Annotated in this window: 20 protein-coding genes; 4 read left to right on the forward strand and 16 right to left on the reverse strand. The window is 71.3% G+C overall.

Annotated features, from left to right (window positions below):
- Positions 1 to 24: 24 nt before the first annotated feature.
- From OG488_RS09635 to rsmH, 16 genes are all read right to left on the reverse strand, one after another.
- Entirely contained in the window at positions 25 to 1,197 is a 1,173-nt protein-coding gene (locus OG488_RS09635; protein WP_329227785.1) for a DivIVA domain-containing protein, read from the reverse strand.
- Between the two features lie 49 nt (positions 1,198 to 1,246).
- Positions 1,247 to 1,543, reverse strand: coding sequence for a YggT family protein (locus tag OG488_RS09640; RefSeq protein ID WP_014156754.1), 297 nt, complete (start codon positions 1,541 to 1,543; stop codon positions 1,247 to 1,249).
- Positions 1,544 to 1,612: 69 nt separating this feature from the next.
- Positions 1,613 to 2,224: a cell division protein SepF gene (locus OG488_RS09645; protein WP_329227786.1), complete on the reverse strand. Its 612-nt coding sequence runs from the start codon at positions 2,222 to 2,224 to the stop codon at positions 1,613 to 1,615.
- A 127-nt stretch (positions 2,225 to 2,351) separates the two neighbouring features.
- Positions 2,352 to 3,071, reverse strand: a complete 720-nt coding sequence (locus OG488_RS09650; protein WP_329227788.1) for a YggS family pyridoxal phosphate-dependent enzyme — start codon at positions 3,069 to 3,071, stop codon at positions 2,352 to 2,354.
- A gap of 6 nt (positions 3,072 to 3,077) precedes the next feature.
- Entirely contained in the window at positions 3,078 to 3,839 is a 762-nt protein-coding gene (gene pgeF / locus OG488_RS09655) for a peptidoglycan editing factor PgeF (protein WP_329227790.1), read from the reverse strand.
- Entirely contained in the window at positions 3,836 to 5,050 is a 1,215-nt protein-coding gene (gene ftsZ, locus OG488_RS09660; protein WP_329227791.1) for a cell division protein FtsZ, read from the reverse strand. Before ftsZ ends, pgeF begins: the two co-directional genes overlap by 4 nt.
- A 276-nt stretch (positions 5,051 to 5,326) precedes the next feature.
- Positions 5,327 to 6,121, reverse strand: a complete 795-nt coding sequence (locus OG488_RS09665) for a cell division protein FtsQ/DivIB (protein ID WP_329227793.1) — start codon at positions 6,119 to 6,121, stop codon at positions 5,327 to 5,329.
- 49 nt (positions 6,122 to 6,170) lie between these two features.
- Positions 6,171 to 7,265 carry an undecaprenyldiphospho-muramoylpentapeptide beta-N-acetylglucosaminyltransferase gene (gene murG / locus OG488_RS09670; RefSeq protein ID WP_014156748.1) on the reverse strand — a complete coding sequence of 365 codons (1,095 nt, stop codon included), beginning with the start codon at positions 7,263 to 7,265 and terminating at the stop codon, positions 6,171 to 6,173.
- Positions 7,266 to 7,271: 6 nt separating this feature from the next.
- Positions 7,272 to 8,729, reverse strand: coding sequence for a putative lipid II flippase FtsW (ftsW, locus tag OG488_RS09675; protein ID WP_329227795.1), 1,458 nt, complete (start codon positions 8,727 to 8,729; stop codon positions 7,272 to 7,274).
- 131 nt (positions 8,730 to 8,860) lie between these two features.
- Entirely contained in the window at positions 8,861 to 10,294 is a 1,434-nt protein-coding gene (gene murD, locus OG488_RS09680; RefSeq protein WP_329227797.1) for a UDP-N-acetylmuramoyl-L-alanine--D-glutamate ligase, read from the reverse strand.
- Positions 10,276 to 11,346 carry a phospho-N-acetylmuramoyl-pentapeptide-transferase gene (mraY, locus tag OG488_RS09685; RefSeq protein ID WP_104789809.1) on the reverse strand — a complete coding sequence of 357 codons (1,071 nt, stop codon included), beginning with the start codon at positions 11,344 to 11,346 and terminating at the stop codon, positions 10,276 to 10,278. Before mraY ends, murD begins: the two co-directional genes overlap by 19 nt.
- The gene (locus OG488_RS09690; RefSeq protein WP_329227799.1) at positions 11,343 to 12,761 is read right to left on the reverse strand and encodes a UDP-N-acetylmuramoyl-tripeptide--D-alanyl-D-alanine ligase; all 1,419 of its coding nucleotides are present in this window, start codon (positions 12,759 to 12,761) and stop codon (positions 11,343 to 11,345) included. The genes mraY and OG488_RS09690 overlap by 4 nt, the downstream gene beginning before the upstream one ends.
- Positions 12,762 to 12,765: 4 nt before the next feature.
- Positions 12,766 to 14,493 (reverse strand): UDP-N-acetylmuramoyl-L-alanyl-D-glutamate--2,6-diaminopimelate ligase, encoded by a 1,728-nt coding sequence (locus tag OG488_RS09695; RefSeq protein ID WP_406461855.1) that lies wholly within the window; start codon positions 14,491 to 14,493, stop codon positions 12,766 to 12,768.
- Between the two features lie 16 nt (positions 14,494 to 14,509).
- The gene (locus tag OG488_RS09700) at positions 14,510 to 16,501 is read right to left on the reverse strand and encodes a peptidoglycan D,D-transpeptidase FtsI family protein (protein ID WP_329227803.1); all 1,992 of its coding nucleotides are present in this window, start codon (positions 16,499 to 16,501) and stop codon (positions 14,510 to 14,512) included.
- 4 nt (positions 16,502 to 16,505) lie between these two features.
- On the reverse strand, positions 16,506 to 17,036 hold the full coding sequence (locus OG488_RS09705; protein ID WP_329238553.1) for an FtsB family cell division protein: 531 nt from the start codon (positions 17,034 to 17,036) through the stop codon (positions 16,506 to 16,508).
- Between the two features lie 61 nt (positions 17,037 to 17,097).
- Positions 17,098 to 18,063 carry a 16S rRNA (cytosine(1402)-N(4))-methyltransferase RsmH gene (gene rsmH, locus OG488_RS09710; RefSeq protein ID WP_329227805.1) on the reverse strand — a complete coding sequence of 322 codons (966 nt, stop codon included), beginning with the start codon at positions 18,061 to 18,063 and terminating at the stop codon, positions 17,098 to 17,100.
- 407 nt (positions 18,064 to 18,470) lie between these two features.
- On the opposite strand from rsmH, the gene OG488_RS09715 reads away from it, so the two are divergent.
- The 4 genes from OG488_RS09715 (at position 18,471) to OG488_RS09730 (ending at position 24,074) form a co-directional block, all read left to right on the forward strand.
- Complete coding sequence (locus OG488_RS09715; RefSeq protein ID WP_329227807.1) at positions 18,471 to 19,034, forward strand: beta-class carbonic anhydrase; 564 nt, start codon at positions 18,471 to 18,473, stop codon at positions 19,032 to 19,034.
- A gap of 200 nt (positions 19,035 to 19,234) precedes the next feature.
- Positions 19,235 to 20,284, forward strand: coding sequence for an AAA family ATPase (locus OG488_RS09720; protein WP_329227809.1), 1,050 nt, complete (start codon positions 19,235 to 19,237; stop codon positions 20,282 to 20,284).
- Positions 20,284 to 21,660, forward strand: a complete 1,377-nt coding sequence (locus tag OG488_RS09725) for a DUF58 domain-containing protein (RefSeq protein ID WP_329227811.1) — start codon at positions 20,284 to 20,286, stop codon at positions 21,658 to 21,660. The genes OG488_RS09720 and OG488_RS09725 overlap by 1 nt, the downstream gene beginning before the upstream one ends.
- Positions 21,657 to 24,074 carry a transglutaminase TgpA family protein gene (locus OG488_RS09730; RefSeq protein WP_329227812.1) on the forward strand — a complete coding sequence of 806 codons (2,418 nt, stop codon included), beginning with the start codon at positions 21,657 to 21,659 and terminating at the stop codon, positions 24,072 to 24,074. Before OG488_RS09725 ends, OG488_RS09730 begins: the two co-directional genes overlap by 4 nt.
- Positions 24,075 to 24,327 lie beyond the last annotated feature (253 nt).

The raw sequence follows: 24,327 nt of genomic DNA on the forward strand, positions 1-24,327 counted from the left end.
ACGCGCTCTGCGAGCGCGAACCGATCAGTTGTCGTCCTCGTCGATCAGGAACCCACGCATCGGCGACGGCGCCTGCTGCATCGGCTGCGGCGCCTGCGGCCGCACCGGTGCCATCGGCTGCGTCATCGCGGGCGACATCTGCTGCTGGCCGCCACCGTACGAGGGGCCACCGCCCATCGACTGGTTGCCGCCGCCCATCTGCTGGCTGCCGTGGCCACCGTGGTTGCCGCCCATGGTGTGCCCCATCGCACCCGCACCGGCCGGAGCCAGCGAAGGCGACGGCGGCAGCGAGGCGGCGGCGGGGGTCCGCGGCGGAGCCAGCGAGTCGTCCGCCTGGGTCTCCAGCTGACGCAGCTGGCTCTCCAGGTAGGACTTCAGACGGGTCCGGTACTCGCGCTCGAAGCCACGCAGGTCCTCGACCTTGCGCTCCAGCGTCGCGCGGGCCGACTCCAGCGAGCCCATCGCCACGCGGTGCTTCTCCTGCGCGTCCCGCTCCAGGGCGTCCGCCTTGGCACGGGCGTCACGCTCGAGGCCCTCGGCACGGCTCCGCGCCTCGCCGACGATCTTGTTGGCCTCGGAACGGGCCTCCGCGATCGCCTGGTCAGCGGTCTGCTGTGCGAGGGAGAGGACACGGGCGGCGCTGTCGCCGCCAGGGCCCTGACCGGGCTGCTGCATCTGCTGCTGCTGCATCTGCTGCATCTGCTGCTGCTGCTGCTGCTGCTGCTGCTGGGGAGCGTGACCGCCCATGGGGCCGCCCATCGGGCCACCCATGGGACCGCCCTGCATCGGGCCGGGGCCGTGCGGGCCCTGCGGACCGGGACCGTGGCCACCCTGGGGGCCATGGCCGCTGGGACCGGCAGGCAGCTGCGGAGCGCCACCGGGCAGCTGGGGGGGACCCATCTGCGGGGGCTGCTGCTGCTGCTGTACCGGCGGACCAGATATGGCGGCGGGCACCGGAGCCCCTGGCCGTTCCTGCTGCTCCGGGGGTTTGCGCATTCCCTGCTGCTGCTGGTTCTGCGCGGCCGCACGCGTGGCGGCGGCCAGCTTGGCGCGCAGGTCCTCGTTCTCACGGAGCAGACGCGTCAGTTCCGATTCGACCTCGTCGAGGAAGGCATCGACCTCGTCCTCGTCATAGCCTTCTCGGAGGCGGACGGTCGTGAACTGCTTGTTCCGCACGTCCTCGGGGGTCAGCGGCATCTCTTCTTCACCTCTACGTAGTCGTCGGCAGTCGGCAAGACCGTATCGTTCACACGCTGCTCGCTAGCTTGCCCACAAGGCTGAGCAGAATGTAGACGATGATCATCAGAACGAAGAAGGACAGGTCAAGTGCCACGCCCCCGAGACGCAACGGCGGTATGAACCGCCGCAGAAGCTTCAGTGGTGGATCCGTGACAGTGTAAGTGCCCTCGAGAACGACCACCATCGCCTTGCCTGGCTGCCATGAACGTGCGAACTGGAAGACATAGTCCATGACCAGCCGGAAGATCAGCACGATGAGGAAACACATCAGCGCGATATAGACCACATCCAGTGCGACGCCCATGTCCCGCGTTTCCCTCTCCCCTGGCTCTCGTAGCCCCCGGCCTCCCGGCCGGGTTTGTTCCCGGTGTTCTCAGCTCTGGTTGAAGAACCCGCCCTCTGCGATGCGGGCCTTGTCCTCCGCCGTGACATCGACGTTAGCAGGCGACAACAGGAACACCTTCTGCGTCACACGCTCAATGCTGCCATGGAGGCCGAAGACGAGTCCCGCGGCAAAGTCGACAAGTCGCTTCGCGTCCGTGTCGTCCATCTCCGTGAGGTTCATGATCACCGGAGTGCCCTCGCGGAAGTGTTCCCCGATGGTACGGGCCTCGTTGTAGGTCCTGGGGTGCAGCGTGGTGATCCGGTAGGGCTCCCGCTCGGACACGACCTTGGGCATGATCACCGGTGCGTTCTTCTCCATGTTCGGGCGGTCAGGTGTGATGGATGCCACGGGTGCGATTCGGGCGGGTCGTCCGCTTTCCGCCGGGAGCTGAACCGGCTCCCGCGGAGCGGGGGGCTGCACCGCTCGCACCGGTTCGTCCCGTTCCCGCTCCACCGGATGCACGGGCTGGTGCCGCCGCCGGTCGCGCTCGGGCTCCGGCTCGGGTTCGAATTCGTCGTCGGGGTCGAACCCCGGACCGTCGTACCCATCGTCCTCCACGAGGCCGAGGTAGACCGCCATCTTGCGCATCGCGCCGGCCATGCTCCGAGTCCTCCGCTCTGTGGTGGATCGGCATTCGTGTCACCAAGTGCCCGAGATCCACTCCGGCCCACCCGCGTCACGCGGGAATGACCATATTTTCTGCTGTGGTCCGACTTGCTTCGCGACGTTACCCGAGCCGGGGTCGGACTCCGAGTACCGCCGTACCGACGCGTACATGTGTCGCTCCGGCCGCAACCGCGTCCTCGAGATCCGCGCTCATCCCAGCAGAGACCATGTTCGCAGCCGGATGGTTCCCGCGCAGGCGGGATGAGATTTCCATCAGGCGGTCGAACGCGGCCCGTTGCCGGCCGGCGTAGGGGCCGGCGAGCGGGGCGACGGTCATCAGGCCCTGGAGCGTGAGCCCCTCGGCCGATTCCACCGCCGCGGCCAACTCCTCGATCGCGTCCGGTGCGACGCCGCCCCGGTCACCTCGTTCGCCGCTCTCCGCGTCGAGGGCGACCTGGATGAGGCAGCCGAGCTCACGCCCGTCCCTGACCGCCGCCGCCGACAGGGCCGTGACCAGCTTCACCCGGTCCACGGACTGCACCACATCGGCATAACCGGTCACGGAGCGGACCTTGTTGGTCTGCAACTGCCCGACAAAGTGCCACGTGAGCGACAGATCCGCACATGCCGTGGCTTTCGGCGCCGCGTCCTGGTCACGGTTCTCCGCGACGTGACGCACACCGAGTCCGTGAAGAATGCGCACGTCGCTCGCGGGGTAGGTCTTGGTGACCACGATGAGGGTCACTTCTTCGCGCTTGCGGCCGGCCGAGAGACAGGCGGAGGCAATGCGTTCCTCCACCTGTGCCAGGTTCGCCGCGAGTTGAGCCTTGCGATCCGTCATGCCCTATCAGTCCAACCAGACATATCCGGCGAGCCGCCCCGTGGTGCGGTCGCGGCGGTAGGAGAAGTGGTCGCCCGATTCCAGGGTGCAGAACGGCGAGCTGTGCCGGTCGCCGACGCCGAGCTGCTCCAGCTGGGCGTGGACTCCGGCCGTGACGTCCACCGCGGGTGTGCCCCAGCTGGTCTCCGACCAGGAGGCCGGGACGACCTCGGCGACCTCCGCGCGCATCTGCTCCGGAACCTCGTAGCACCGCCCGCAGACGGCCGGTCCGGTGTGCGCGACGATCCGGGACGGTTCGGCACCGAGTGTGATCATGGCCTCGACCGCGGCGGGAACGACCCCCGCGACCAGACCGGGCCGCCCGGCATGGGCGGCGGCGGCCACACCGGCCACCGGATCGGCGAGCAGCACGGGGGTGCAGTCCGCGGTGAGTACCGCGAGCGGGAGTCCCCGCCGCGCCGTCACCACGGCGTCCACGGCAGGAATGCCCGAGGGGGTGGACGCGTCGGCCCAGGGGCCGTCGACCACGGCGACGTCGCGCCCGTGCACCTGGTTCATCCAGACCACGCGGGCCGGGTCGAGACCGAGGGAACGGGCCGCGCGCGCACGGTTCGTGCCGACGGCGGCGGGGTCGTCACCGACCGCGCCGCCGAGGTTGAGCTCCTCGTACGGAACGGCGCTCACTCCGCCCCACCTGTCGGTGAAGGCGAAGTGGGCGCCGCCCGCCGAAGACTCCGCGGCTCGCGCCGCGTGCTGCGGACCTATCACTTCAAGAAGTCCGGTACGTCCAGCTCTTCGGCCTGGTTGTCCTGGTAGGGACGGGCCGTCGGGACGTGCGGCGGGGAGACCTGCGGCAGCGAGGTCTCGTTGGCCGCCGGCGCCGGCTCGGCCTGCGCCGGGGACTCCTCGCGCGGGGGCACGGAGCCCAGTCCACCGGTCTGACGGGCGGGCTCCGCGTTCCGGGCCGGCGGGGCCGGCTCCTCACGCTTGCCGGCGCCCGCCCCGAGGACGTTCTCCCGGCGGGCCGGCGGCTGTCCCCCGTCGAAGCCCGCGGCGATGACGGTGACCCGCACCTCGTCGCCCAGGGCGTCGTCGATGACCGCGCCGAAGATGATGTTCGCCTCCGGGTGGGCCGCCTCGCTCACCAGCTGCGCGGCCTCGTTGATCTCGAAGAGACCGAGGTCGCTGCCGCCGGAGATGGAGAGCAGGACACCACGCGCGCCGTCGATGGACGCCTCGAGGAGCGGCGAGGAGATCGCCATCTCCGCGGCGGCCACCGCGCGGTCGTCGCCGCGGGCGGAGCCGATGCCCATGAGCGCCGATCCGGCCTCGGACATGACCGACTTGACGTCGGCGAAGTCGAGGTTGATCAGGCCGGGGGTGGTGATGAGGTCGGTGATGCCCTGGACACCCGAGAGCAGCACCTGGTCGGCCGACTTGAACGCGTCGAGCACGCTGACCTGGCGGTCCGAGATGGACAGCAGCCGGTCGTTGGGAATGACGATGAGGGTGTCGACCTCTTCGCGGAGCTCGGCGATGCCGTCCTCCGCCTGGTTCGCGCGTCGCCGGCCCTCGAAGGTGAACGGGCGGGTGACCACACCGATCGTCAGGGCGCCCAGCGAGCGGGCGATGTTGGCGACGACGGGTGCGCCGCCGGTGCCGGTGCCGCCGCCTTCTCCGGCGGTGACGAAGACCATGTCGGCCCCCTTGAGGACCTCCTCGATCTCCTCACGGTGGTCCTCTGCCGCCTTACGACCGACGGCCGGGTTCGCCCCGGCGCCGAGGCCACGGGTGAGTTCACGGCCGACGTCGAGCTTGACGTCGGCGTCGCTCATCAACAGTGCTTGCGCATCGGTGTTGATCGCGATGAACTCGACGCCCTTGAGACCGACCTCGATCATTCGGTTGATGGCATTGACACCACCGCCGCCGACACCGATGACCTTGATGACTGCGAGGTAGTTCTGCGGTGCTGCCACGTCGAAGGCCTCTCGCCTCGAGTTACGTGTCGTCGCTTCGCGGTAGTCCCGCCGCGACGACGGATGCCGATTGGGTCGGTCCGGACGCCGACCCAAACCCTAACGTTCAAGTTTAGGGTTACCAGTGTGTCTGCTTCTTGGACTCTTCCGAACAGGACACTAAGTCGACAAGTGGCGCACGTTCAACGAACACGCCGAACCTCCCGTTTTTCTTTTCACCCTATGTGATCACCCGTAGCGCTGACCAACCAGGGGGCTGGCCAGGCCAAACGTGCGTCAACTCTTCGACGCCGCAGGGGCGGTGGGGGCACTCACGTCGAAGTGTCCCGCTTTGGGGGACGCTTTCATGAGAGCGGTGAGCACCCGCGCCTTCGCGGTCCCCTCCTCACTGCTGCCCCACATCACCGTGCGATCCCCTGTCAGTTCCAGGACGGTGGAGTCGTACGACGTGGTCCGCACGACCCGGGTCTGCCCCGCGATCCTCGCCGGGAGGTCCCCCGCGACGCGGACGGCCGCCCGCACCAGACGGTCACCGCCGAAGCGGCGCAGGCTCGCGGACCGGTCGGGCGCCAGCTCCAGGAGCGGCACGTGCGGGGGCGCCTCGTCCACAGTGGCGAAGCGCACACCCTTCGCGTCCACTTCGACGAACTTCTCGCCCTTCTCCACCAGCAGGACCGGCTTTCGTTCGGTCACGTCGAGACTGACACCGTGCGGCCATGACCGTACGACATCCACCGAGTCGATACGAGGCAGCTTGCGGCGCAACCGCTCGGCGATCGCGTCGGTGTCGACGGAGACGAGCGGCGATCCGACCGGGGCGGCCGCCGCGGCCTCCACCTCGCTCCGGGTCAGGACGCCGGTGCCGGTGGTCGTCACCCGCTCCAGCCTCAGCCAGGACGATCCGTAGAGCACCCATACGGTGGCGGCCGCGGTCAGCACGAGGCCAAGTGCGGCCAGGACCAGTCGGGTACGACCGGTCAGCCGTCGCCCCTCGGGGCCGATGTGCGGCGGGCGGGCCGGGGTGTCGGCCCGCCCCGCCTCGCCGCGCTGGGCGGTGGTCGGTCCGGCCACGCTCGCTCCTTCGCCGGACCCGGGGCGCACGCCCCGGGTCCGCACCGCCTCACGCCTGGCGGCGTGCGGCAATCGCCTCGTACACCATGCCGACGAGCAGGTCGTCGGCGTCCCGTCGCCCGAACTCCGCGGCGGCACGGGACATCTCGTACAGCCGGTGCGGATCCGAGAGCACCGGAAGGACGTTGCCCTGCACCCATTCCGGGGTGAGCGCCGCGTCGTCGACCAGCAGGCCGCCGCCGGCGTTGACCACCGGCTGGGCGTTGAGCCGCTGTTCGCCGTTGCCGATCGGCAACGGGACGTATGCGGCGGGCAGCCCGACGGCGGAGAGCTCGGCGACGGTCATCGCGCCCGCGCGGCAGAGCATCATGTCGGCCGCGGCGTACGCGAGGTCCATCCGGTCCACGTACGGTACCGGGATGTAGGGCGGCATCCCGGGCATGTTGTCGATACGCGGCAATTCGTTCTTCGGACCGACCACGTGGAGGATCTGGATCCCGGACCGCTGGAGCAGCGGCGCGATCCGCGTGACGACCTCGTTGAGGTGCCGGGCGCCCTGCGAGCCGCCGGAGACCAGCAGCGTCGGCAGGTTGGGGTCGAGGCCGAAGGCCGCACGCGCCTCCGGGCGGACCCGGGCCCGGTCCAGGGTGGCGATGGTGCGCCGGAGCGGGATGCCGATGTAGCGGGCGCCGCGCAGCTTGCTGTCGGGGGTGGAGACGGCGACCCCGTGGGCGTACCGCGAGCCGATCTTGTTGGCCAGTCCCGGCCTCGCGTTGGCCTCATGGACGACGATCGGGACCCCGACGCGCTTGGCCGCCAGGTAGCCGGGCAGGGCGACGTAGCCGCCGAAGCCGACCACGCAGTCCGCCTTCGTGCGCTCCAGGATCTGCTCGGCGGCCTTGATGGTGCCGCGCAGCCGCCCCGGGACGGTGATCAGCTCGGGCGTGGGCTTCCGCGGCAGCGGTACGGCAGGGATCAGTGCCAGGTCGTACCCCCGCTCGGGTACGAGCCTGGTCTCGAGTCCGCGCTCCGTGCCGAGGGCAGTGATTCCCACGGTCGGGTCCTGCCTCCGCAGGGCGTCTGCGAGGGCAAGCGCGGGCTCGATGTGCCCGGCGGTCCCCCCGCCGGCGAGTACGACATGCACCGAAATTCACCGCTCTCCGGACGGACGCTTCATGACGCGCCGTCTCATCGTCTTCCATCTGACCCCGGGCCTCCGCATGGCCAGGGCCGCTCTCGCCGCAGGGTCCTCACGCGCGAAGGCGATCATGAGCCCGACAGCGAACATGGTCGGCAGCAGCGCCGAACCCCCGTAGGAGAACAGCGGAAGCGGGACACCGGCGATCGGCAACAGGCCGAGCACCGCACCGATGTTGATCACGGCCTGCGCCGTGATCCAGGTGGTCACGCCTCCCGCTGCGTACCTCACGAAGGGGTCCTCCGTGCGTCCGGCCACGCGGATACCCGCATAGCCTAGAGCCGCGAAGAGGGCCAGCACCGACAGCGTCCCCGCCAGGCCCAGTTCCTCCCCGGTGATGGCGAAGATGAAGTCGGTGTGCGGCTCGGGAAGTTGACCCCATTTTTCCACACTCGCACCCAGCCCGGAACCGAACCATCCGCCGGATGCCAGCGCGTAGATTCCGTGCACCGCCTGCCAGCACGAGTCGCCGGGGCCGGGTTCGGACGCGCCGATGCACCCGAGCCGGGACATCCGGTTGGGGCTGGTCTTGATGAGCACGAATCCGATGAGGACGGCGAAGGCGAGCACCCCGGCGAAGAGCCGGGTGGGTGCGCCGGCCAGCCAGAGCAGGCCGAAGAGGATCGCGGTGAGGATGATCGCGGTGCCCATGTCACCGCCGAGCATGATCAGTCCGAGCAGCATGAACGCCACCGGGACCAGCGGGACCAGCATGTGCTTCCACTGGGCGAGGAGCCGCTTGTCCTGTTTGCGGGCGAGCAGGTCCGCGCCCCAGAGGATCAGGGCGAGCTTGCCGAATTCGCTGGGCTGGAGCTGGAAGGGGCCGCCGAGGTAGATCCAGTTCTGGTTGCCGTTGACCGACATCCCTATCCCCGGCACCTGGACCAGGACCATCAGGAAGACCGTGCCCATGAGCAGCGGGTAGGCGAGCGCCCGGTGGAGCTTGACGGGCATCCTGGAGGCCAGCAACATCAGGCCGGCCCCGATGACGGCCGCGAGGAACTGCTTGCGGAAGAAGTACGTCCCGGGCCGTGCCAGTTCCAGCGCCTTGATCATCGAGGCGGAGTAGACCATGACGAGGCCGAGCACGGTGATGAGCAGGCTCGATCCGAGGATCAGGTAGTACGCGGTCAGGGGGCGGTCCCAGGCCCGTCGCGCCTGCTCATACATCCGCCGCACCCCGGCGCCCCTGCGCGGCCGGGGCGGGGTGCCCCCTCCTGTACCGCCACGCGGCACGGAGGGCCGCCGGGGGCCGGTGGCGGGCCGGCTGCGCAGCACGAGCCCCCTGAGGGGCCCGGGGCCCGCCGGCAGCGGTCCGGCGAGCAGGGGCGGGGTGAGCGCCCGGCTGATCGCCACGGACGCCCGTGAGCGGTCGGCTCCGCGCGCGGCTGAGCTCTCGTCGGCCGGCATTGTCGCTGTCCCCTCCACTGCTCGTGCCCGGGGCTGCCACCGGGCGCCCGGGCCCGTGGCGGCGCTGCTCGTGGCCGGGTCCCCGGACGGTTCAGGTCCTCCGGGACGGTACGACGCGGAGACCGGGCCCGTCAGGCGCTCTCGTCGGCGAGTTCGCGGACCGCGTCCGCGAACGCCTCGCCGCGCTTGTTGTAGTTGACGAACATGTCCATCGAGGCGCAGGCCGGGGCCAGCAGGACCGTGTCACCCGGCAGGGCCAGCCGTGCCGCTTCGCGGACAGCTGCGGACATCGCCCCAGTGTCGGTCCGGTCGAGGTCGACCACCGGTACCTCGGGGGCGTGTCGCGCCAGGGCTTCACGGATCAGCGCCCGGTCGGCGCCCATCAGCACCACGCCCCTCAGCCGCTTCGCGGCTCCGCCGGCCAGCTCGTCGAAGGTGGCGCCCTTGGCGAGCCCTCCGGCGATCCACACGATCGGGTCGTAGGCCGCGAGGGAGGCCTCGGCGGCGTGGGTGTTGGTGGCCTTGGAGTCGTCGATGTACGTGACACCGGCGACGTCGGCGACGTGTTCGATGCGGTGGGCGTCGGGGCGGAAGGCCCGCAGCCCGTCGCGCACGGCGGCGGGCGCCACGCCGAAGGCGCGGGCCAGCGCTGCCGCTGCGAGGGCGTTGGCGATGTTGTGCGGGGCCGGCGGGTTGACGTCGCCGACCTCGGCGAGCTCCTGCGCCTGCTTCTGGCGGTTGGCGACGAAGGCCCGGTCGACGAGGATGCCGTCGACCACCCCGAGCTGGGAGGGGCCCGGCGTGCCGAGGGTGAAGCCGATGGCCCGGCACCCCTCCTCGACGTCGGCCTCGCGCACGAGGTCCTCCGTCGCCGGGTCCTGCGCGTTGTAGACGCAGGCGACGGAGTTGCCCTCGTAGATCCGGCCCTTGTCGGCGGCGTAACCGGCCATGGAGCCGTGCCAGTCGAGGTGGTCGGGGGCCAGGTTGAGCACGGCTCCGGAGTGGGCGCGCAGTGAGGGCGCCCAGTGGAGCTGGTAGCTGGAGAGCTCGACGGCGAGGACGTCGTACGTCTCGTCGCCGAGCACCGCGTCCAGCAGGGAGACCCCGATGTTGCCGACGGCGGCCGTGCGCAGCCCGGCAGCCTCGAGGATCGAGGCGAGCATCCGGACGGTCGTGGTCTTGCCGTTGGTGCCGGTGACCGCGAGCCAGGGCGCCGCCCCGGGTCCCCGCAGCCGCCAGGCGAGTTCGACGTCGCCCCAGACGGGGACGTCCGCCTCGGCGGCTGCCTGGAAGAGCGGCTTGCCGGGCTTCCAGCCGGGGGCCGTGACCACGAGCTCGGTGGACGGGGGCAGGGTGTCGCCGTCGCCGAGGCGCACGGTGATGCCGAGCGCCTCCAGTTCGGCCGCCTGCGTGCGGGAACGCTCGTCGTCGCCGTCGTTGACGACGGTGACGAGGGCCCCCCGCTCGTGCAGGGCACGGGCGGCGGGGATCCCGCTGACGCCGAGCCCGGCGACCGTGACGTGCTTGCCCTGCCAGTCCACGTTGCTCACTTCTTGGCTGCCCATCCCGCGTAGAAGAGGCCGAGGCCGACGATCACGCACATGCCCTGGATGATCCAGAAGCGGACCACGACAAGGACTTCGGACCACCCCTTGAGTTCGAAGTGGTGCTGGAGCGGGGCCATGCGGAAGACCCGCTTGCCGGTCATCTTGAAGGAGCCGACCTGGATGACCACGGACATGGTGATCATCACGAAGAGGCCGCCGAGGATGGCCATCAGGAACTCGGTGCGGGAGCAGATCGCGAGTCCGGCGAGCGCGCCGCCGAGGGCGAGCGAACCGGTGTCACCCATGAAGATCTTCGCGGGCGAGGTGTTCCACCACAGGAAGCCGAAGCAGGCGCCCATCAGGGCCGAGGCGACGACCGCGAGGTCGAGCGGGTCTCTCACCTCGAAACAGGCTTCCGGGTTGGTCAGGGTCGTCGCGTTGGCGCAGGACTCCTGGAACTGCCACAGCCCGATGAAGGTGTAGGCGCCGAAGACCATCACCGACGCGCCGGTGGCCAGGCCGTCCAGACCGTCCGTCAGGTTCACGCCGTTCGACATCGCGAGAATCATGAAGAGCGCCCAGACGACGAACAGCACCGGTCCGATGGACCAGCCGAAGTCCTCGACGAAGGAGAGCCGCGTCGATGCCGGGGTGTTGCCCCGGAGGTCGGCGAACTGGAGCGAGAGCACCGCGAAGGCGATGCCGACGATCAGCTGTCCGGCCATCTTCGCCTTGGCCCGCAGACCGAGCGAGCGCTGCTTGACGATCTTGATGTAGTCGTCGAGGAAGCCGACGAGGCCCATGCCCGCCATCAGGAACAGGACGAGGACGCCGGAGAAGCGCATCTCCTCGCCGGTGATCACCTTGGCCAGGACGTACGCGATGATCGTCGCCAGGATGAAGGCGATCCCACCCATGGTGGGAGTGCCCTTCTTGCTGCCGTGGGTACGCGGGCCGTCGTCCCGGATGAACTGCCCGTAGCCCTTGCGGGCCAGAAGTTTGATCAGCAGCGGGGTACCGACCAGGGTCAGGAAGAGCCCTATGGCCCCCGCGAAGAGGATCTGCCTCATCGGACGGCGACCTCGCCCTCGGTCGTCTCCAACAGTGCCAGGGCGACCTTCTCCAGGCCGACCGACCGGGACGCCTTCACCAGCACGACGTCTCCCGGGCGCAGTTCACTGCGCAACAGGTCGACGGCCGCCTGTGCGTCGGACACGTGCACCGACTCCTCACCCCACGAACCCTCGTTATATGCGCCCAGTTGCAGCCAGGAGGCTTCTGTCCCCCCGACAGCGACGAGCTTGCTGACGTTGAGCCGGACGGCGAGCCGTCCGACCGCGTCGTGCTCGGCGAGCGACGCGTCACCGAGCTCGGCCATCTGACCGAGCACCGCCCACGTGCGCCCCCCTCCCGTCTGCCGGGCCCTGCCCATGGCGGCCAGCGCACGGAGTGCGGCCTTCATGGATTCGGGGTTCGCGTTGTAGGCGTCATTGACGACCGTCACACCGTCCGGACGCTCGGTGACCTCCATGCGCCAGCGGGAGAGGGTGCCCGCCTCGGAGAGCGCATCGGCGATCTCGGTGACGGACATGCCCAACTCATGGGCGACGGCGGCCGCGGCGAGCGCGTTCGACACGTGGTGCTCACCGTACAGGCGCAAGGTCACGTCGCTGCACCCGGTGGGTGTGTGGAGCGTGAAAGCAGGCCGGCCGTCGTCGGTGAGCCGCACGTTCTCTCCCCGTACGTCCGCATCCGGGGCCTCCCCGAAGAGGAGCACCCGGGCTTTTGTGCGGGATGCCATGGCGCGCACGAGCGGGTCGTCGGCGTTCAGGACGGCGGTGCCGTCCTCGGGGAGGACCTCCACGAGCTCGCCCTTGGCCTGGGCGATCGCCTCGCGGCTGCCGAACTCGCCGATGTGGGCGCTGCCCACGTTGAGGACCAGACCGATCCGCGGCGGTGTCAGGTCGGCGAGGTAGTGGATGTGGCCGATGCCCCGCGCTCCCATCTCCAGCACGAGGTGGCGGGTCTCGGGGGTCGCGCGCAGCGCGGTGAGCGGAAGGCCGATCTCGTTGTTGAGGGAGCCGGGCGTCCAGACGGTGGGAGCCTTGCGCTCCAGCAGCTGGGCGATCAGGTCCTTCGTGGACGTCTTGCCCGCCGAACCGGTCAGCGCGACGACGGTGGTGCCGAGGCGTTCGACGGCTGCGCGGGCGAGGGCGCCGAGCGCTCCCACGACGTCGTCGACGACGATCGCCGGGACGCCGACGGGGCGGGCGGCGAGCACGGCCAGCGCGCCGGCCTCCACGGCGCCCCGCGCGAAGTCGTGGCCGTCGACCCGCTCGCCCGCGAACGCGGCGAACAGGGAGCCCTGCCGCACCTCCCGGGAGTCGATGACGACGGGGCCGGTGACGACGGCGGACAGGTCCGGCACGTCGTGCGGCTGCCCGCCGACGATTCCGGCGATCTCGGCGAGGGAAAGGGCGATCACTTGGTCATCCCTGACTGTTGTTCTGGGTGTGTACGAGGTCCTCGGGGGCGCGCACGGCGCTCGTGCGCCCCGGAGAGCGCTCAATGGCCTCGCGGAGGACCTGACGGTCGTCGAAGGGGCGTACCACTCCGTGGATGTCCTGGCCCTGCTCGTGTCCCTTTCCGGCCACCAGCACGGTGTCGCCGGGCTCCGCGCGGGCGACCGCGGCGGCGATGGCGGCGGCCCTGTCGGCCTCCACGATCACCTCGCCGCGCTCGTGGACGGGCACCTCGGCCGCGCCGATGAGCATGGCGGCGAGGATCGCGAGCGGGTCCTCGGAGCGGGGGTTGTCGGAGGTCAGTACGGCGGTGTCGGCGAGCCGTGCCGCAGCGGCGCCCATGGGCCCGCGCTTCGTCGTGTCGCGGTCGCCGCCGCAGCCGAGCACGATGTGCACCCGGCCCTCGGTGACCTTCTGGAGGGAGCGCAGGACCGATTCGACGGCGTCGGTCTTGTGCGCGTAGTCGACGACGGCGAGGTACGGCTGACCGGCGTCGACGCGTTCCAGCCGTCCGGGGACACCCGGGACGGCCGCGACGCCGTCGGCGGCGGTCTGCGGGTCGACGCCCGCGACGGCCAGGGTGACGATCGCGGCGAGCGTGTTGGCGACGTTGAACGGGCCGGGCAGGGGGGCCCGGGCGGAGATCCGCTCGCCCTTGGGGCCGATCACGGTGAAGGTGCTGTCTTGGGGACCGACCTGCACGTCCTCGGCCCGCCACTCGGCGTCCGGGTGGCCCTCCGCGGAGAAGGTGACGACCGGGACGGACGCCTCGTCCACCAGCCTGCGCCCGTACTCGTCGTCGAAGTTGACGACGCCGAGCTTGCTGCGCTGCGGGGTGAAGAGCTGCGCCTTGGCCTGGAAGTAGTCCTCCATCCCGGAGTGGAACTCCATGTGCTCCGGGCTGAGGTTGTTGAAGACGGCGACGTCGAAGACGCAGCCGTCGACCCGGCCGAGCACCAGGGCGTGGCTGGAGACCTCCATGGCGACCGCCTCGACACCGCGTTCGCGCATGACGGCGAACAGGGCCTGGAGGTCGGTGGCTTCGGGGGTGGTGCGCTCGGACTTGATGCGCTCGTCACCGATGCGCATCTCGACGGTGCCGATGAGTCCGGTGCTGCGTCCGGCGCCGCGCAGCCCGCCCTCGACGAGGTAGGCCGTGGTGGTCTTCCCGGACGTTCCGGTGATCCCGATCTGGAGGAGGCCGACGCCCGGCCGTCCGTAGATCTCGGCGGCGATCTCGCCCATCCGGCCGCGCGGGTTGCCGGTGACGAGCACCGGGAGACCGGTGGCGGCGGCGCGCTCGGCGCCCGACGGGTCGGTGAGGATCGCGGCGGCTCCGAGGCCGGCGGCCTGGGCGGAGAAGTCGGCGCCGTGGAAGCGGGCACCGGGCAGGGCCGCGTACACGTCCCCGGGGCGCACGGCCCGGGAGTCGTGGGTGATGCCGGTGACCTCACCGGCATCCTGCGGTCCGGCACCGAGCCGGGCTGCCAGCTCTCCGAGGGACGTCGGCCTGAGCCGGTCCGGTCGGGGCGCTCCCGGGTAGTTCACAGGCGCGTCCTTCTGAGTGGTTTGGCACTGATCAGCGTGGGGCACGGCGGTGAGCGTACCGGGCGGACCCGGCCTCTCGCGAAGTGAGGGGCCGGGGTTGCGGTACTTCTCGTTCCGGTTCCCGGGATCAGGGGTGATGGTCGTCACTGAGGGTTCCCCCGAGTCACTCGCCGGGCTTGAAGGACACCGGCAGCCTGGCTGGATCGCTGCCGGAGGGAGGTGTCTGGAGCGTCTTGAGGGCGAACTCCATGACCTTCTTGTAGATCGGGCCGCAGATCTGGCCGCCGAAGTAGCTGCCCTTGGTCGGGTTCTGGATGGCGCAGTAGACGGTGACCTGGGGGTCGTCCGCGGGGGCGAAACCCGCGAAGGACGCGGTGTAGCCCTTGTAGACGCCGCGCACGGGGTCGACGCGGTTGGCCGTGCCGGTCTTGCCCGCGACCCGGTAGCCCTGGATGTGGGCCTTGGTCCCGGTGCCCTCCTGGTCGTCCACGACGGACTCCAGCATCGTCGCCAGGGTCTTGGCCGTCTTCTCGCTGACCACCCGGGTGCGCTCGGGTGCCTCGGACGCCTCGTAGCGGCCGCCGGCGTCCTTGGTGCCCCGCACCAGGGTCGGCTCGACCCGGACCCCGCCGTTGGCGATGGTCGAGTAGACCGAGGCGGCCTGCATGGCGTTGAGCGAGAGCCCCTGTCCGAACGGGATCGTGTACTGCTGCGAGGTCGACCAGTCCTGGGGCTTGGCGACGATGCCGGGCGACTCGCCGGGGTAGTCGAGCCCCGTGGTGCTGCCGAGACCGAATTTCCGCAGGTAGGAGTACAGAACCTTGTTGGCCTCGGCCTGGGTCTTCCCGAGCTGGCCGGTGGCCAGGATGGTGCCGATGTTGCTCGATTTGGCGAGTACGCCGTTGAGCGTGAGGTACCAGGTGGGGTGGTCGATGTCGTCACGGAAGAGCCGGTCGCCCCGGTGGAGCCTGTTGGGCACCGTGACGTGCGTTCCGGGCGTGGCGGCTCCCTCCTCCAGCACCGCGGCCATGGACATGACCTTGCTGGTGGAGCCGGGTTCGTAGACGTCCTGGAGGGCCGCGTTGCCCAGGGCCGCCGAGTTGCTCCGGGCGAGGTCGTTGGGGTCGTAGCCGGGGGCGTTCGCCATGGCGAGCACCTCACCCGTCTTCGTGTTCTGGACGATCACGTAGCCGCGGTCGGCGTCGGACTCCTGGACCTGGTCGGCGATGGCGCGCTGGGCCGCCCACTGGATGTCGCGGTCGATCGTCAGCTCGACGTCGGTGCCGGCGACGGCCGGGATCTCCGTGGAGCCGGCGGTCGGCACGGGACGCCCGCCGGCCTGGGCGTAGCGGATCTTGCCGTCCTCACCCCGGAGCTGCTTGTTCAGCTGCGCCTCCAGGCCGCCGCCGCCCTTGCCCTCGGCGTTGACGAAGCCCAGTATCCCGGCGGCCAGGTCCCCGTTGGGGTACACGCGCCTGGTGGTGGGTTCCTGGAGGACCCCGGCCAGCACGTTGGCACCGGGGCCGCCGTTCACCTTGTCCTCGGCGGCCTTCTCCGCGAAGACGGACTTGAGGTCCTTGATCTGCTTCCAGACCTGCGGAGTCTGCCGCCGCGCGAGCACCGTGTAGCGGCTCTTGGGGGTCGAGAGCTTCTTCGCCAGCTCCGCCTCCTCCTTGCCGAGGATCGGGGCGAGGAGGGCGGCCGCCTGCTGGGGGGCGTCCGGGGCCTTGCTGTCCTCGGGCGTGAACATCTTCGGGTCGGCCGTGATGTCGTGCGCGTCGACGCTGGTGGCCAGCGCGATGCCGCTGCGATCGGTGATCTCGCCGCGTTCGGCGGCGATCGTGTACTCCAGGTAGCGGTTCTTCTCCGCCTTGGCGGCGTACGTGCTCGCGTCGACCGCCTGGACCTGGAGGAGCCGTACGACGAACGCCAGCATGACGAGGGTCAGACAGAGGCTGATCAGGCGCAGCCGGGGACGTGGGCTGCCCAGGCGGATGGACTGCGGGGAGCCGCCGCGCCGCTTCCCCGCGGCCGGGCGCCGGGGGCGGCGTGCCTCGGGACGGGTGGCGGGGCGGGGACGCCCCGATCCGCCCGCCGGGTTACGGGGACGCGCGGGGCCGGGTACGCGGCGGCGCGGCGGTTCCTTGGACGGCACTGCGTCACCTGCCGGAGCTCGTCGGAAGCGGTGTGGTCGGGTTCGTGGACGGCGTGGCGGAGGATGCGGCCGGCGGCACGGACGCGGCAGGCGGCGCGGACGGGGTCGGTGAGGCCGGCTCGGCCGCGCTCGCCTCCGGTTCGGGGGCCACGGTGGGGACCGGCTGGGCGTCGGCCCGTTCGGGGACCCCGCGGACCCTGCCGTCCGGGTCAAGGAAGGCGGGGCTGCCGCCGGGCACCATGCCGAGCTCCCTGGCCCGGCGCTCCAGGGCGTCGGGTTCGGCGTAGCCGTCGACGTCGCGCTGGAGGGCCTGCTGCTCGTCGGTGAGCTCGGTGGTCTCCCGCTTGAGCTTGCTCAGCCTGAACGATCCTTCATTGAGCGCGGAGTTCAGCAGCAGGAGCGAGATCAGGCCACCGGTGAGCAGCAGCACGACCAGCAGGACGAAGGGGGTGCGGGCGGCGGTGCTCGGCCCCGAGGGCATCAGCCGGGCGAGCCGACCGGCCCGCCCCTTCATCTGCTCGGCCGTCCTGGTCACCGCGGCGCCACCGTCCACGTCCACGTCCACGTCCACGTCCTGACGGTCCGGCGGGGCCCGCTCATCGCTCTTCCTCGCGGATCCGCTGGGCGCCGCGCAGCCTGGCGGGGGCGGCCCGCCTGTTCTCGGCGACCTCTTCCTCCGTGGGCAGTTCGGCCCCGCGGGTCAGCAGCTTGAGCCGGGGCTGGTAGCGCTCGGGGACGACGGGCAGTCCGGGCGGCGCCGTGTTGGCCGCGCCGGCCGCGAAGACCTGCTTGACGAGCCGGTCCTCCAGCGAGTGGTACGAGAGGACGGCGATCCGGCCACCGACGGCCAGGCTCGCCACCGCGGCCGGAACGGCACGCTCCAGGACGGTGAGTTCGCCGTTGACCTCGATGCGGAGCGCCTGGAAGGTGCGCTTGGCCGGATTGCCGCCGGTGCGCTTGGCGGCCTGGGGCAGGGAGTCGCGGATCAGCTCGACGAGGCGGGCGCTGTTGCTGAAGGGTTCCTTCTCGCGTTCGCGGACGACGGCCGAGACGATGCGCTTGGCCTGCTTCTCCTCGCCGTACGCGCGCAGGATCCGTACGAGTTCGCCCGGCGGGTAGGTGTTGAGCACCTCGGCCGCGCCGATGCCGGTCGTCTGGTCCATGCGCATGTCGAGCGGCGCGTCCTGGGCGTAGGCGAAGCCGCGGTCGGCCTCGTCCAGCTGCATGGAGGAGACACCGAGGTCGAAGAGGACGCCCTGGACCTTGGGGATCCCCAGCCGGTCCAGCACCTCGGGCAGTTCGTCGTAGACGGCGTGGACCAGGGTGGCGCGGTCGCCGTACGGGGCGAGGCGCTCGCCCGAGAGCCGCAGCGCTTCCTTGTCGCGGTCGAGAGCGACCAGCCGGGCCGTGGGGAAGGCGGCGAGCAGGGCCTCGCTGTGTCCGCCGAGGCCGAGGGTGCAGTCGACGACGACCGGTGGCCGGGTTCCTGTCGCCTCCAGAGCCGGGGCCAACAGGTCCAGGCATCGCTGGAGCATCACCGGGACGTGTCGGGTCTGGCTCAAAGCGCCCTCTCAGGCTCTGTCCCGTGTGGCCGCACGTGCGGTCCGGTCCCCGCCCGCCCGGAAGGGGAGGTCCGCCGGCGCCGGGGAAGTGGCGTCGGCCGACCGCGAGCGGGAGAGGGCCGGGCCGCACGTACGCCGCACATCACGGGGAAGTCGAAACGTATAAGAATATGCGGTATGTGCAGGCGTGTCGGTAACTTCGCGTCACTTTAGTCCACCCTGCCATTCGATCCCGTCCCGATCAACGAACCGCACAGCGCGTCGCACCGCCTCGGTGGTGGCACGACCTCACCCGGTCGGGTGCCTGCGCGTGAGGCTTGTGGGTTACCTCACAACAAGCCTGGTTGACGTTCTTTGTCCCCTTCCCCAGCACGCCGGGAGCAGTTCTGACGACTAACGTCGTCTCCATGTCGACTTCTGCGCAGCCTTCCGCCGAGACCGATTCCGTCAACGCTTCCGAAGCCGGTTCCGAGGGAACGGTCACCGATCGCCTCGTCGGACTGAACACCCGGTACGCGGAGGCGTTCACCGACCCGGGCATGGACGCGCGGCCCGTGCTGCGCGTCGCCGTGGTCGCCTGCATGGACGCCCGCCTCGACCTCCACGCCGCGCTCGGCCTGGAGCTCGGCGACTGCCACACGATCCGTAACGCGGGCGGTGTGGTCACCGACGACGTCATCCGGTCGCTGACCATCAGCCAGCGGGCCCTCGGCACCCGCAGCGTCGTGCTCATCCACCACACGAACTGCGGCATGGAGTCCCTGACCGAGGACTTCCGGCAGGACCTGGAGCGCGAGGTCGGCCAGCGGCCGGCCTGGGCCGTCGAGGCCTACTCGGACGCCGACCAGGACGTGCGGCAGTCGATGCAGCGCGTGCGCACCTCTCCGTTCCTGCTGCACAAGGACGACATCCGCGGCTTCGTCTTCGACGTGACCACGGGCAAGCTGCGCGAGATCCTTCCGTCCTCCTGAAGCCTCCCTGAAACCCTCCGACATACGGGCCACATCCGGCATATCGCGCCCACTTGTCCACAGGCGAGTGACACGAAGCGGTAACGGCAACAAGAATGCGGGTGTGACATCTCTCCGGGTCCTCCGGGGAGTGTCCGTATTTCGGGGCGGGCGGGGCGCTTTGTGCGCCGACCCGTGCACAAGGGGCCGAGGAGGGCCGGGTGACGACCTATGACGATCGAGCGAGCCTCACAGATCTGACCACCACAGCTGAGCGGGTACGCAGGTCGGTCGAGAGTGTGATCGAGGGCAAGCCTGAGGTCGTACGGCTTTCGCTGACCGTGCTGCTCGCGGAGGGGCACCTCCTCATCGAGGACGTGCCCGGGGTCGGCAAGACGATGCTGGCCAAGGCGCTGGCGCGGTCCATCGACTGTTCGGTGCGGCGCATCCAGTTCACACCGGACCTGCTGCCCTCGGACATCACCGGTGTCTCGATCTTCGACCAGCAGCGACGTGACTTCGAGTTCAAGCCGGGCGCGATCTTCGCCCAGATCGTGATCGGCGACGAGATCAACCGCGCGTCGCCCAAGACCCAGTCGGCCCTGCTGGAGTCGATGGAGGAACGCCAGGTCACGATCGACGGCCAGACCTACGAACTGCCCGATCCCTTCATGGTGGTGGCCACCCAGAACCCGGTGGAGATGGAGGGGACCTACCCCCTCCCCGAAGCCCAGCGCGACCGCTTCATGGCCCGGGTGTCGATCGGCTATCCCAGTGCCGAGGCGGAGCTCCAGATGCTCGACGTGCACGGCGGTGCCTCGCCGCTGGACGATCTGCAGCCGGTGGCGCACGCCCACGACATCGTGAAGCTGATCGACGCGGTGCGCTCGGTCCACGTGGCCGAGGCCGTCCGGCGGTACGCCGTGGAGCTGGTGGCAGCCACCCGTCAGCACCCCGACCTCAGACTCGGAGCCTCGCCGCGCGCCACCCTGCACCTGCTGCGGGCCGCCAAGGCGTCGGCCGCCCTGGCCGGGCGGGACTACGCCCTGCCGGACGACGTCCAGGCCCTCGCCGTCGCGGTGCTCGCCCACCGTCTGCTGCCGACGGCCCAGGCACAGCTCAACCGTCGTACGGCCGAGCAGGTCGTGCTGGACATCCTGCAGCGGACGCCGGTCCCGACGTCGGGCGGACCCGCCGCCGCCCCCGCGCAGCCCCAGCACCGGCCCGGCAGCCCCGCATACGGCCGTCAGCCCGGCGTACGGCGCCTGTGATGGCGTCCGGGGCACCCGGCCCCGAGGACCACGGCGACGACAAGGGCGGCCTGCGGGCGGCTCTGGGCGGGCTGACGACCCGGGGGCGGTCGTTCCTCGCCGCCGGTGTGGCGGCGACGGTCTGCGCCTACGTGCTGGGCCAGGGCGACCTGCTCCGGGTCGGCCTGCTGCTGGCGGTGCTGCCGCTGGTCTGCGTCGTCGTCCTCCACCGCACCCGCTACCGGGTGGCCGGCAGCCGACGGCTGTCGCCGTCCCGGGTCCCTGCGGGCTCCGAGGCACGGGTGCACCTGCGCATGGACAACGTGTCCCGGCTGCACACGGGTCTGCTCATGCTCCAGGACCGCGTCCCCTACGTCCTCGGCCCCCGGCCCCGGTTCGTGCTGGACCGGGTGGAGCCGGGCGGTGTCCGCGAGGTCTCCTACCGGGTCCGGTCCGATCTGCGCGGCCGCTACCCGCTCGGGCCGCTGCAGCTGCAGCTCGGCGATCCGTTCGGCATGTGCGAGCTGACGCGCTCCTTCAGCGCCTACGACACCCTCGTCGTCATCCCGCGTACCGAGCCGCTTCCGGCGCTACGGCTGGCCGGGGAGGCCTCCGGGTACGGCGACGGCAGACAGCGCTCGCTGGCGCTGGCCGGCGAGGACGACATCATTCCGCGCGGCTACCGCCACGGGGACGACCTGCGGCGCGTCCACTGGCGCTCCACCGCGCGCTACGGCGAGCTGATGGTGCGGCGTGAGGAACAGCCGCAGCGCGCCAGGTGCACCGTGCTGCTGGACACCCGGCGGATCGCCTATCAGGGCGCCGGGCCCGGATCCGCCTTCGAGTGGGCGGTGTCCGGGGCCGCGTCCGCCCTGGCCCACATGCTGGAGCGCGGCTTCGCCGTGCGGCTGCTCACGGACGAGGGGAACGCCGTGCCGGGGGAGACCGCCGACGGCTTCGCCGGCTCGGCGCAGGAGTCGGCGGAGTCGACGGGCCTGATGATGGACACCCTCGCGGTCGTCGACCACTCCGACGGCGGCGGTCTCTCCCGCGCCCACGACGTGCTGCGCGGGAGCAACGAGGGGCTGTTGGTGGCGTTCTTCGGCGATCTCGACGAGGAACAGACCGCGGTGGCCGCCAGGATGCGGCAGCGGAGCCGCGGGGCCGTCGCGTTCGTGCTGGACGGTGACGACTGGGCGCGCGGCGGCGCGGGAGCCGGGTCTCCCCCGTCGGCCTCCGACCGTCTGCGGCTGCTCCGCGAGGCGGGATGGACGGCGCTGGCGGTGCGGCCCGGGGCGGAGCTCGCCGGGCTCTGGCAGCAGGCGGGACAGGAGGGCTCCGGCGCGCAGTCCTCCGTGGCCGGGACGACGACGGGGCTCTCCGGGGGATGGTCATGAGCGGGCGTAGCCAACTGGCGCTGTGCGGCTTCGCCGCCACGATGATGGCGGCGGGGTCCCTGCTCCCCCTGGTCGAGACGTCGAAGTGGGTCCTGCACGCCGCGTTCCTGCTGGCCCTCCAGAGCGGTGTGGGGGCGCTGGCACGCCGTATGCGCCTGGCGCGGGTGCTGACGGTCTCCCTCCAGGTGCTCGTCACCCTGCTGACGCTGACCGTGGTGTTCGCCAGGGAGCACGCGCTGTTCGGCGTGCTGCCCGGCCCGCAGTCGGTCCAGCGGCTCGCCGACCTGCTGACCGCGGGCGCCGACGACGTCGGCCGATACGCCATTCCCGCGCCGGCGACGGACGGCATCCGGCTGATGCTGGTCGGCGGAGTGCTGCTGGTCGGGCTCGCCGTGGACGTCCTCGCGGTGACCCTCCGCGCGGCGGCTCCGGCCGGCCTTCCGCTGCTCGCGCTCTACTCGGTCGCGGCCGGGCTCTCCGACGGCGGGGCGGGGTGGCTCTGGTTCCTGCTCGCGGCGGGCGGGTATCTGCTGCTCCTGCTGGCCGAGGGGCGGGACAGGCTGTCCCACTGGGGCCGGGTCTTCGGGGGTGTCTCCAGATCGTCGGGCGGCCTCGCGGCAGGTCTCGACGGCTCCGGGCGCCCCGTGGCACCGGTCCGTACGGGGCGGCGTATCGGCGTGGTGGCGCTGGGCATCGCGCTGGCCGTGCCCGCCGCCCTCCCGGCGCTCGACGGAGGACTGCTGAGCGGCACGGGCGGGTCCGGCCGGGGCAGCGGCGGGGGTACGATCTCCGCGGTGAACCCGCTGGTCTCGCTGCAGAACAATCTGAACCAGCCGGAGAACCGGGAGGTGATGTCGTACCGCACCAACTCCACCGATCCGCAGGACCTCTATCTGCGCATCCAGGCGCTGGACCAGTTCAACGGCGGCGAATGGCGTCCCTCGACCCGTCGGCTGAGCGACGTCCCGGACACGCTGCCGCAGCCGGCCGGGCTGGCCGGGGACGTCGCCGTCACCGAGATCCGGACGAACATCTCGGCCTCGCGCTCCTACCAGCAGACGTATCTGCCCCTGCCCTACCCGGCCAGTGAGGTGGACATCCGGGGCCGCTGGCGGTACGAGCCGGAGGGCCGCACGCTGGTCGGCGACGACGGCCAGACGACGGGCGGTGCGCGGTACGAGGTCAGCAGCCTGGTGGTGGAGCCCACGGCCGCCCAGCTGGCCGGCTCGATGGCGCCGCGCTCGGACGTGGCCCGCGAGTACACGCGGGTCCCCGGGTCGCTGCCCGACGTGGTCGAGGAGACCGCCGAGCAGGTGACCCAGGGTTCCGCCAACGACTACGAACGGGCCGTGAAGCTCCAGGACTGGTTCGCCTCGGAGGGCGGCTTCCGGTACGACACGACGGTGACGTCGGGTACGGGCACCGCGGCGATCGAACGGTTCCTGAAGGACAAGGAGGGCTTCTGCGTCCACTTCTCCTTCACGATGGCCGCGATGGCCAGGACGCTGGGCATTCCGGCCCGGGTCGCGGTGGGCTTCACTCCCGGCACGGTCCAGGCCGACGGTTCGGTGTCGGTCGGGCTGCGGGACGCGCACGCCTGGCCCGAGCTGTACTTCGAGGGTGTGGGCTGGACCCGCTTCGAGCCGACGCCGTCCCGGGGCAGCACCCCGGCCTACACCCGCCCGGACGCGCCCTCGCAGAACCCGAGCGACCCCGCGCTGCCGACGGACGGCGCCTCCGCCGCGCCCACGGCCGCGCCCTCCGCCTCGGAGTCCTGCCCGGCGCAGATGCGCCGTCAGGGTGAGTGCGGTGCCTCCGCGGCTCCCGGCGCGGCGGATCCCACCGAACCGGGGACGCCGGTGGGCACGGTGGTGCTGTGGGTGCTCGGCGCCCTGGCGGTGCTCACGCTCCCGCTGGTACCGATGTTCCTGCGGACGAGGATCCGCAGCCGGCGGCTCGGCTCCTCGGGAGGGCGTACGGCCGCGGACGCCTCGGCCAGGGTGATGGCGGCCTGGCGGGAGATCACCGACACGGCGTGGGATCACGGCATCCCGCCGGACGAGTCGCAGACCCCCCGCAAGGCCGCCGCCCGCGTCGTGCGGCTGGGTGGCCTGGACGGCCCGGCGGTGGCGGCGGTCCACCGCGTGGCGGGGGCGGTGGAGCAGGTGCTGTACGCGCCCGCGCCGGGCGCGGCCTCCGCGTCGGCCGAGGACGTTCAGGAGGTCCGGGCAGGGCTCAGGGCCGTGGCAGGCCGTTGGGGCAGGCTGCGGGCGACGTTCGCACCGCGTTCGGCTGTCCGGGTGATCTGGACGCTCGCGGACCGCCGGGCGGAGCTCGGCCGCCGGTGGTCGGAGCGTGTGGGGCGCGACCGCTGGGCGGCGCGGCTGCGCAGACCGTCGCGCCAGCAGGGCTGACCCGCGGGATCCGGGGACCGGCTTCGGGCCGGCCCCGGCTTCCGGCGGACCGCCGGGGGACGCCGGGGGTAGTGACTGCGGGTTCCGCTTCAGGGCCCCGGCCCCGACCCGCGTATCCCGGAGTCGGCCGGCTGTCGGGAAACGTGCGAGGGAGCACGAGTGAGGGGCGGTCGCTGTGATGCGACCGCCCCTCACCTGTGAGGACCAGCGTCACGATCTCGGTGTGCGCACTCCGCGTCCGGTGCCGGAGGCC

This window comes from Streptomyces sp. NBC_01460, from assembly GCF_036227405.1.
GTDB lineage: Bacteria > Actinomycetota > Actinomycetes > Streptomycetales > Streptomycetaceae > Streptomyces.

What these genes read in the sequence shown, in the direction of transcription:
- mraY (WP_104789809.1), bottom strand. Translation starts at nt 11,346, where the DNA reads ATGAGGCAGATCCTCTTCGCGGGGGCCATAGGGCTCTTCCTGACCCTG.
- ftsW (WP_329227795.1), bottom strand. Translation starts at nt 8,729, where the DNA reads ATGCCGGCCGACGAGAGCTCAGCCGCGCGCGGAGCCGACCGCTCACGG.
- OG488_RS09725 (WP_329227811.1), top strand. Translation starts at nt 20,284, where the DNA reads ATGGCGTCCGGGGCACCCGGCCCCGAGGACCACGGCGACGACAAGGGC.
- OG488_RS09715 (WP_329227807.1), top strand. Translation starts at nt 18,471, where the DNA reads ATGTCGACTTCTGCGCAGCCTTCCGCCGAGACCGATTCCGTCAACGCT.
- OG488_RS09640 (WP_014156754.1), bottom strand. Translation starts at nt 1,543, where the DNA reads ATGGGCGTCGCACTGGATGTGGTCTATATCGCGCTGATGTGTTTCCTC.
- OG488_RS09635 (WP_329227785.1), bottom strand. Translation starts at nt 1,197, where the DNA reads ATGCCGCTGACCCCCGAGGACGTGCGGAACAAGCAGTTCACGACCGTC.
- OG488_RS09730 (WP_329227812.1), top strand. Translation starts at nt 21,657, where the DNA reads ATGAGCGGGCGTAGCCAACTGGCGCTGTGCGGCTTCGCCGCCACGATG.
- OG488_RS09645 (WP_329227786.1), bottom strand. Translation starts at nt 2,224, where the DNA reads ATGGCCGGCGCGATGCGCAAGATGGCGGTCTACCTCGGCCTCGTGGAG.
- murD (WP_329227797.1), bottom strand. Translation starts at nt 10,294, where the DNA reads ATGGGCAGCCAAGAAGTGAGCAACGTGGACTGGCAGGGCAAGCACGTC.
- OG488_RS09650 (WP_329227788.1), bottom strand. Translation starts at nt 3,071, where the DNA reads ATGACGGATCGCAAGGCTCAACTCGCGGCGAACCTGGCACAGGTGGAG.